Origin of the sequence: Kribbella sp. NPDC004536 (assembly GCF_042873835.1) — a bacterium.
Taxonomy (GTDB): Bacteria; Actinomycetota; Actinomycetes; order Propionibacteriales; family Kribbellaceae; genus Kribbella.
The window spans coordinates 515,460-524,101 of sequence record NZ_JBIALY010000005.1 but is presented as its reverse complement, the minus strand read 5'-3'; the positions used below and the strand labels follow the sequence as shown (position 1 = coordinate 524,101).

Sequence of the window (8,642 nt, the reverse complement as noted above, 5' to 3'; positions counted from 1 at the left end):
CCGACATATCCAATTCAAGACCCGAAGTCAGTGAGTGCTTGAGTCAGGACGACCACTGCGGGGGACCACACCCATCATCCTCACTGTGAGTGCTGGGCGTCCGCTACCTTCGAAGCATGCAGCTCAGTGCCGAGGAAGCGGACATGCTCGGCGGCGGGCAGGGTGCGGGTGTCGCGCTGGCGATGCGGGTGGTTGCCGGGCAGGCGCGGGTACTGGGGGCGCCGCGGCTGGTTGAAGTCACGTCGGCGCACGTCGACTCGTGTCTGTACCACGGGCAGGTCAGTCTCGACTTCGTGCGCCGGCTGGCCGAGCTGCGGGCGAAGGTCCGGGTGCCGACGACGCTGAATGTCGGCTCGACCGACCTCGTCCATCCGTCATTGGTCCGCGACCGCACGCTCGCGGCGGCCGGGCGGGAGTTGATGGACGCGTACGTCGGCCTCGGATGTGCGCCGACGTTCACCTGTGCGCCCTACCAGCTGCCGAACCGGCCCGGGTTGGGTGAGCACCTCGCCTGGGCGGAGTCGAACGCGATCGTCTTCGCGAACTCGGTGCTCGGCGCCCGCACCGATCGGTACGGCGACTTCCTCGACATCTGCGCGGCGATCACCGGACGGGTCCCGTACGCCGGCCTGCAGACGCCGGAGGCGCGGCGCGGGACCGCGGTGTTCGACTGCCGCGCGCTCGGCGAGTTCACCGAGCTCACGTATCCGTTGCTCGGTCACCACATCGGCTCCATGGTCGGCGGCGGGATCCCTGTCCTGGTGGGGATTCCCGCGGACGTGACCGAGGATTCGCTCAAGGCGTTCGGCGCCGCGGCGGCGTCGGCCGGGGGCGTCGCGCTGTTCCACGTCGTTGGCGTGACCCCCGAAGCGCCGACTGACCTCGCCGGTCTGCCGGTGCACGTTGTCGACGATCTGCAACACGTCAGGAGGGAACTCTCGGTGCCCGGCTCGGACCTCGACGCGATCAGCATCGGTACGCCGCACGCGTCGTACGACGAATGCGTCCGTCTTGCCGAGCTCCTCGACGGACCGCCGTTGAAGCTCCCGTTCTACCTCTCGACCTCGCGCGCGACGCGCGACCGGCTCGGCGACACGCTCGCCGTGCTGGAGAACGCGGGCGTGACGGTGGTCGTCGACACCTGTACGTATGTGACCGCGATCCTTCAGCCGACCTGGAAACGCGTGATGACGAACTCGGGCAAGTGGGCGCACTATGCCCCAGGCAACATCAACGTCGAGACGGTACTGGGATCATCAGCCGAGTGCGTCGCCTCCGCCCGCGCCGGTCAGGTGGTGCTCGACGGATGATTGTCCACGGCCGGACGCTGCATCCCGGTGCGGCGAGCGGCGTGCCGATCCGCCTCACCGCACCGCTGTCGTTCTGGGGCGGTACGGACGCCAGCGGCCGGATCGTCGACGCGCATCATCCGCAGTGCGGTGCGATCCTCACCGGCCGGATCCTGCTGATGGAGTCCGGCCGCGGTTCGAGCTCCGCGTCCAGCGTTCTCGCCGAGCAGATCCGCGCCCGCACCGCCCCGGCCGCGATCGTCCTGGCCCGCCCCGACCCGATCATCCCGCTCGGCGCCCTCGTCGCCGCCGAGCTCTACAACCTGTTCCTCCCGGTCGTGGTCGCACCGTACGACACCATCCCGGACGACGCCTTCCTGCAGGTTGCTGCCAATCGCGAGGTGTCGACGATCCGCTGGTCTACATTCGACGCGTGAAGCGCCTGATCGCACTCTGTGCCGCCGTGACCTTGCTCGCCGGCTGTGGACAGAAGAGCTCCGTCTCCGACGCCGACAAGGCAGCCGCGTCGGAGGTGGCTCGGGCCCGGGCCGGTGTGTCGACCACTTCGGACACTCCGGTCGCCGGGGACACACCGACCGCACCGGTCTCGGCGCCACCGTTGCCGAAGGCGCTCACCGCGAACCCGATCTACCGGGTCGGGCTACTCCCGTCGTCGGACTGCCGGCAACCCTCCTACCAGGCGACCTCGCTCTCCGACGTACGCGCGTACTTCACCGAGTACGTCGCCTGCCTGAACAAGGTCTGGGCGCCGGTGATCCGCAAGGCCGGCTTCACGTTCAGCCCGCCGAAGCTGGTGGTCGTACTGGGCGAGTCACCGTCCTCGCCGTGCAACGTCGACGACGGCCGCGACTACTACTGCGGCGACACGATCTACATGGACGCCGCAACGCACATCGACTACGCGAAGACCGATCCCGACGAGGCGCGGGCCTGGATGGCGCTGGCGATCGGCCACGAGTACGGACACCACGTGCAGGCTCTGATCGGGGTCCTGACCGCGTACCTGCAACGTGAAAAGTCGCTCAACGGCGTCGAGGCGCATCTCGAGGACAACCGGCGGATGGAACTGCAGGCGTCCTGCTTCAGCGCCGTCTACATCGGTGCCGACCGCAACAAGTTCCCGGTGACCGCGGACTGGTTGCGTACCTGGGACCTGGTCCGCCTGGACACCCAGGACGACGATCACGACCACGGCAGTGGCGTCAACCACGGCCACTGGACCGGGGCTGGATTCACCGCGGCGAGCCCCGCGGCGTGCAACACCTACACGGCTGCGTCGTCCGTCGTCGCCTGACGCATCAGTAGGGCGGTTGCCGCGAACAGGACCGCGCAGGCGACCAGTGCGAGTGGGAGCGTGCTCAACGCGGCGATCGCGGAGATCGTCAGGCCGCAGGCGATCTCGCCCAGGTACTCGAGCTGGGCGAGGAACGAGTGCGTGGTCGCGCGTACGTCCGCGGTCGTCCGTGTGTTGACCCAGATCGTGCTGATCACGCGCGTGAGCGGCGTGACGATCCCGTTCAGCAGTACGACGGCGACGGCGCCGGCCACTGGATCGCGCGCGAAGGCGAGCAGCAGCATGCTCAGTACGCCGACCACCGCCGCCAGCGCGTAGTCCGTCGCCGCGTGCGAGCCGTTGATCCGTCGGGTGGCGAGCCGCAGTACGACAGCACCGATGACCAGACCGATCACGCCGAGTCCGGTGAACCAGAGGATCGGGTCCGGTGCGGTCGGTAACCCCAGGTCGAGAAGCCGCTTCTGGGCCAGCCGACCGGCCGCGTCGGACGCGCCGTTGACGAGGAAGGTCGCGGCGAAGATCAGCACGATCGCGCGGCTCCGCCGGACCAGCGTGATCCCGCGGCGGAACGTGGTCCAGGACGCCGACCAGCGCGCGGTCCGGGTCGGGACGAAGTTGTGTTCGGTGAAGCGGACAGCGATGTAGATCGCGAGCGACATCATCGCGACGCCGGCGATCACGATCGTGACGTCCCGGCGGGTCGTCCAGGCGAGCAGGCCGAGCAGCACCAGACCGGTCGCGGCGCCGGTCAGCTGGGCGCGGGCGGCGCGGGTGAGGACGAGGTTGATCCGCGCGGGGTCGTCGAGTTCGTCGGTGATCAGTGCGACGTCCGAGCCGCTGGCGAACGTCCACGAGACGCCCCACAGCACCTGCGTCGCGAGCAGCGCCGGGAACGCGGTGACCAGCCCTGTCGCGAGCATCGCCGTACCCATCAGCACCTGCGAGATCACCAGCGACCACTTGCGGCTGACGGTATCCGCGACGACCCCGGCCGGTACTTCGAAGACCAGCGAGAAGACACCCTGCACGGACCCGATCAGCACGAGCTCCGCGGGGGACAGCCCGGCGTCGACGACGAGATAGACGCTGGTGACCAGCCACCAGCCGTTGTGCAGTACGGCCCGCAGCCATGTCCAGCGGATGAAGACCTGCTGCATACGCCGATCCTCCCGGCGGAGCCGTACCCGCGGCCAGCGGATTTTCAAGGTGCTGTGAGGAGATTCATATTCTTCGCAACTATCAGCAAACAGCGATAATTTGGAAAGAACGAACGTTCGGTTTGAGCTGGGGGCGGGATGGCACAGGCGACGCTGGAACGGGTGGGGCAACCGGAACTGCCGGAACTGCCGGAATTGGCAGGGCTGGGCCGGCGCCAAGGGCTCTGGCGGATCGCACGGGAGATCGCGCTGCTCGCGGCTCTGTTCGGCGTCTACAACCTCGGCCGGTTCCTGTCCGCGGAGCACTCCGGCTCGGCGTTCCGGCATGCGCACGAGCTGATCCGCTGGGAGGCCTGGCTCGGGCTCCCGAGCGAGGCGACCCTGCAGCAGCACGCGCTGCAGATCGACGGCCTCGCCCGGGGCGCGAACCTGTTCTACGCCGGCGTGCACTTCCCGCTCACTGCGGTCGTGCTCCTCTGGCTGATGGTGCGCCGCCCGGCCCAGTACGCGAACGCGCGCTGGGCGTTCGCCTCGCTGACCGGGCTGGCGCTGATCGGGCACATGTTCTTCCCACTCGCCCCGCCGCGGATGATGCCGGGCTGGGTGGACACGGGCGTGCTGCTCGGTCAGTCGGTGTACGGACCGAGCGCGCACTCCGGGATCGCGAACCAGTTCGCAGCAATGCCGAGTCTGCACGTCGGCTGGGCGTTGCTGGTCGCGGTGTTCATGATCCGCGCGACCCGTTCACGCTGGCGCTGGCTGTGGATCGCACACCCGCTGCTCACGTTCACGGTCGTCGTGGTGACGGCGAACCACTACTGGCTGGACGGTCTGGTCGCCATCGTGCTCGCCATACCGTTGCTCTTGATCTTCAACAGTTCCTCGTCGCAGCGCTCGAGGAACGGCGCGCGATCCACCACCGACCGCGCGGTCGCGGCGCCGATGTCGAACCACAAGCCGATCAGCTCGAGCCGTCCCTGAGCCTCGGCCCGGCGGACCGACGGGAACGTGCGCAGGTTCTCCAGCTGGACGGCGACGTTCGCGACGGACAACTTGTCCGCGGCCGACAACTGCACTCCCGTCGCCGGGTCGAAGATGTCCGGGAACGCCACGGCTCTGCGGATCGACGGCTCCAGGTGCCGCAGCCAGCTCTCCAGCCCCGATCCTTCGGGTACGTCGGCCGCGAGCGCGGCAGCTGCCGCACCGCACGAGGAATGTCCGCACACGACGATCGACTGCACGCCGAGGACATCGACGGCGTACTCGATCGCGGCGTCGACCGAACTGCTGTTGGATCCCTTCGGCGGTACGAGATTCCCGATGTTCCGTACGCAGAACTGGTCGCCGGGACCGCTCGTGGTGATCATCGTCGGCACGATCCGGGAGTCCGCGCAGGTGATGAACAGGTGCGCCGGCTGCTGCCCTTCGGCGGCCAGCTTCGCGAGCAGCGCCTTCAGCGGTACGTCGTCGAGCTGTTCCGCGACACCGCCGCGATGGACCTCGACCGACCCGCCGCGCGCGATGTGCCCGCGCCGCCAGTCCTCGATCGCCTCGTACGCGGCGTGGTCGAGATGATCCACGGTCAACTCCACCCGAACCGCTGCTCCGACAGGGATTGCACGCAACGTCCGCACCAGCGACGCGACCCCGAGAAACACCAGCGCACCACGGATCCGCACCGTCCACAGGCCGTCCGCTTCGGTCGCGGTCACGGTCGCCCGCGCCAGCCTGTACAGCACCCGGACGAGCGCGAGGACCAGTCCGAGCAGGACTCCTTCGGCGAGTCCGAGTACACCGACGCCGACCGCGGTCACGACGTACACGAGCAACTCGTCGTGCCGTTTGAGCGTACGGATGTGGGCGAGCTGTACGAGCCGCAAACCGGTGACGAGCAGTACGCCGGCCAGCGCGGCCATCGGGATGAGTTCGAGCATCGCCCCGGCCGCAAGGACGAATGCGGCGATCCACAGCCCGTGCATGATCGCGGACGCACGGGTTCGCGCACCGGCGGCGACGTTGGTGGACGACCGCACGATCACGCCGGTGACTGGCATGCCGCCGAGCGCACCGGAGACCGCGTTCGCCGCGCCTTGGCCGATCAGCTCGCGATCGAGATTGCTCCGGGTCCCGCGATGAAGCTTGTCGACGGCAACGGCTGACAGCAACGACTCCACGCTCGCGACGAGGGCAACAGTCAGCACGGCGGTGCCGATCTCGAGCGGCGTGCCATTGGGCATCGCCGGGAGGATCAGACTCTGCAACGGGTTGTCCGGCAGGTCGACCCGGGTGACGTCCGGCATGGCGAACGCGGCTAGTGCGGTGACTGCGACCACGGCGACGAGGGGTGCCGGAATCACCTTTAATTTGGGCACTTTCGGCCAGGCGAGCACGACGAGGACCGTCAGTACGCCGACCGCGACCGAGTGGCCGTGGTGCGCGATGAATTGCGCGGGAAGCGCGGTCACGTTGGCGATCAGCGAACTCTGCGCCTTGCCGCCGAGCACGACATGCAACTGCTGGACGGCGATCGTGACACCGATCCCGGCGAGCATGCCGTGCACGACCGCGGGGGAGAGGGACAGCGCCAGCCGGCCGATCCGGGTGACACCGAGCAGGATCTGCAGGAGGCCGGCCGCGCACGTGATGGCGGCGGTCGCGGCCCAGCCGAACTGGTTGACCAGGCCGGCGACGACCACGGTCAGGCCGGCGGCCGGGCCGCTGACCTGGAGCGGGGACCCGCCGAGCGCGCCGGCCACCACGCCGCCGACCACCGCGGCCACCAGGCCGGCGATCAGCGGGGCGCCGGACGCGGCGGCGATCCCGAGGGAGAGCGGTACTGCGATCAGGAAGACGACAAGTGAAGCTGGTAGATCGTGGTGCAGGAAGTCCTTCCAGGGCAGGCGTTTGCCGGTACTGGGAGGTGAGTGGGATGTGGTCGGCACGAGGGATTCCTCCGGCGTCGGGTGCTCAGTGCAACTACGTGGGCATCAGGCGTCGAGACTAAGAGTGTCGATCTGGTCACCTACTGTACTGACCGAATCAAGCCCAGAACAACGGTTCCGAAGAAGATGACGATTGCTCAGGGCACCTACCCGAACAGCACAGTGCGCGCATGGTCGGTGTCGAGGAACTCGCGGACCGAAACGATCGCTCCGTCCCGCACGGTGAACACGCCGCCACAGCGGTTCCGGTAGGCGGCGCCGGACCTCGCCGTCGCCTCGGCGGTCCACTCGGCGAACACCTGCTCGCCGTCGGCGATCACGTTCGTCAGCTTGATCGTGACGGGAGTGTCCGGCGCGAACAGTTGCCCCGCGACCTTCCCGAGGAACTCGTCGACGACGGTGTCGCGGCCCTTCCAGTCTCCGGACAACGGCAGGTCTCCCGGGTACGTCCACACGACGTCGGGCGCGAAGCTGGCCCGGATCGTCGGTAGATCGCCGGCCGCGACAGCTTCGACGTACCGGGTGACGACGGTCCTGGGGTCCATGGGGGTGTGCTCCTCTTCGATCAGGGTGAGTACGGCGTTGCCGCGGATGCGGCGGTTCCGGAGGTCGCCGATGACGTCCGGCGTCCGGGTCCAGTCCTCGATCCGCCCGAGCTCCGGGTGCAGCCGGCCGGACGCGACCAGGCGTACGAGCGTCGCGAGATCGGCCGCGTCGTCGCCGTCGGTGTAGTGGAAGTGCTCCAGGCGGGCGTTCTCGGGGCCGCCGAACAGGCTGAAGAAGTCGAGCTCGACCGGCTTCCGGCTCGCCTGGCCGAACCAGATCAGCTGCCCGCCGGGCCGCACCTTCGACAGCGCGACCGGGAGGCTGTCGCCGCCGACGGATTCCAGTACGAGGTCGTACGGCCCGGCCGCGTCCGCGACGTCGTACACGATCTCGTCGGCGCCGAGTTCGCGGAGGCGCTCGCCGCGGGCGGGGGAGGACACCACCGCGGTCAGCGATGCCCCGGCGGCGGCTGCGAGTTCGGTGAAGTAGTGGCCGACTCCGCCGGAGGCTCCGGTCAGCAGGATGCGCCGGCCGATCACGGCACCCGCCCGCCGGAGCAGGCGGAGCGCGGTCAGACCGGCGAGCGGAAGGGCGGCGGCCTGCTGGTACGAGACCTCGTCCGGGAGTACGGCGACCTGCGAGCGTGGAGCGCTGACGTACTCGGCCCAGCCCGAGTGCGGTACGTGCGCCACGACGCGCGACCCGATCGCCGGGCCGCCGTCGACGGTCGCCATGACCCGGCCGGCGATGTCCTTGCCGGGACGCCAGCCGGCCGGCGGGTTCTCGACCTGGAACGTCTCGCCGCGGTTCAGCGAGTAGGCCGCGACCTCGATCAGGACCTCGCCCGGACCTTGCCGTACGTCGTCGAGCTCGGTGAGTTCGATCGCGTTCGGTCCGGTGGGCAGGAATGCTCTCATTGCGGTTGCCTTTCGTGCGTAGACTCACCGAGGACGCTACGAATCCCTCGTCGCGGCCGGAAGACAGCACTAATTACTGCTATAGGCACCAAATGGATACCGACCAGGTCAGCAGCAGATGGGACGCCACCAAAGGCGCCTGCCCGACACGTCAGGTGCTCGGGCGGATCGGTGACACCTGGACGATGCTCGTCATCAGCACGCTGGAGAAGCACGGCGAGCTGCGCTCCGGTCAGCTCAAGCTGATCGTCGAGGGCATCACGCAGAAGATGCTCACCCAGACGCTGCGGCAGCTCGAACGGGACGGTGTCGTCCGCCGTACGGTCGTACCGACGGTGCCGGTCACTGTCACGTATACGCTGACGCCGCTCGGGCTGAGCCTGGCGGTGGCGGTCGGGACCCTGCGGACGTGGGCGTACGACCACATGGACGAGATCGCGCAGGCCCGCGACGAGTACGACGCCACTACCTGAAGG

The 8,642-nt window shown here is 68.7% G+C and carries 7 protein-coding genes and 1 pseudogene; 5 read left to right on the top strand and 3 right to left on the bottom strand.

The window, feature by feature from the left end:
• Window positions 1–116: 116 nt before the first annotated feature.
• From ACFYRU_RS38280 to ACFYRU_RS38270, 3 genes are read left to right on the top strand one after another with little or no spacing between them, the layout of a single operon-like run.
• Window positions 117–1,310: an aconitase X gene (locus ACFYRU_RS38280; protein ID WP_387668501.1), complete on the top strand. Its 1,194-nt coding sequence runs from the start codon at window positions 117–119 to the stop codon at window positions 1,308–1,310.
• On the top strand, window positions 1,307–1,726 hold the full coding sequence (locus ACFYRU_RS38275) for an aconitase X swivel domain-containing protein (protein WP_387668499.1): 420 nt from the start codon (window positions 1,307–1,309) through the stop codon (window positions 1,724–1,726). Before ACFYRU_RS38280 ends, ACFYRU_RS38275 begins: the two co-directional genes overlap by 4 nt.
• Window positions 1,723–2,604 carry a neutral zinc metallopeptidase gene (locus ACFYRU_RS38270; RefSeq protein WP_387668498.1) on the top strand — a complete coding sequence of 294 codons (882 nt, stop codon included), beginning with the start codon at window positions 1,723–1,725 and terminating at the stop codon, window positions 2,602–2,604. Before ACFYRU_RS38275 ends, ACFYRU_RS38270 begins: the two co-directional genes overlap by 4 nt.
• Here ACFYRU_RS38270 and ACFYRU_RS38265 read toward each other — a convergent pair.
• Window positions 2,574–3,761 (bottom strand): MFS transporter, encoded by a 1,188-nt coding sequence (locus ACFYRU_RS38265; protein WP_387668496.1) that lies wholly within the window; start codon window positions 3,759–3,761, stop codon window positions 2,574–2,576. The genes ACFYRU_RS38270 and ACFYRU_RS38265 overlap by 31 nt on opposite strands.
• 138 nt (window positions 3,762–3,899) lie before the next feature.
• On the opposite strand from ACFYRU_RS38265, the gene ACFYRU_RS38260 reads away from it, so the two are divergent.
• On the top strand, window positions 3,900–4,742 hold the full coding sequence (locus ACFYRU_RS38260) for a phosphatase PAP2 family protein (protein WP_387668493.1): 843 nt from the start codon (window positions 3,900–3,902) through the stop codon (window positions 4,740–4,742).
• Window positions 4,743–4,756: 14 nt separating this feature from the next.
• On the opposite strand, the pseudogene ACFYRU_RS38255 reads toward ACFYRU_RS38260, so the two are convergent.
• Both ACFYRU_RS38255 and ACFYRU_RS38250 read right to left on the bottom strand, forming a co-directional pair.
• Window positions 4,757–6,703: pseudogene (locus tag ACFYRU_RS38255) on the bottom strand (bifunctional SulP family inorganic anion transporter/carbonic anhydrase); the annotation flags it as partial.
• A gap of 146 nt (window positions 6,704–6,849) precedes the next feature.
• On the bottom strand, window positions 6,850–8,166 hold the full coding sequence (locus ACFYRU_RS38250) for a nuclear transport factor 2 family protein (RefSeq protein ID WP_387668491.1): 1,317 nt from the start codon (window positions 8,164–8,166) through the stop codon (window positions 6,850–6,852).
• 92 nt (window positions 8,167–8,258) lie between these two features.
• Here ACFYRU_RS38250 and ACFYRU_RS38245 point away from each other — a divergent pair, with 92 nt between their 5' ends.
• Window positions 8,259–8,639, top strand: coding sequence for a winged helix-turn-helix transcriptional regulator (locus ACFYRU_RS38245; RefSeq protein ID WP_387668489.1), 381 nt, complete (start codon window positions 8,259–8,261; stop codon window positions 8,637–8,639).
• Window positions 8,640–8,642: the final 3 nt, after the last annotated feature.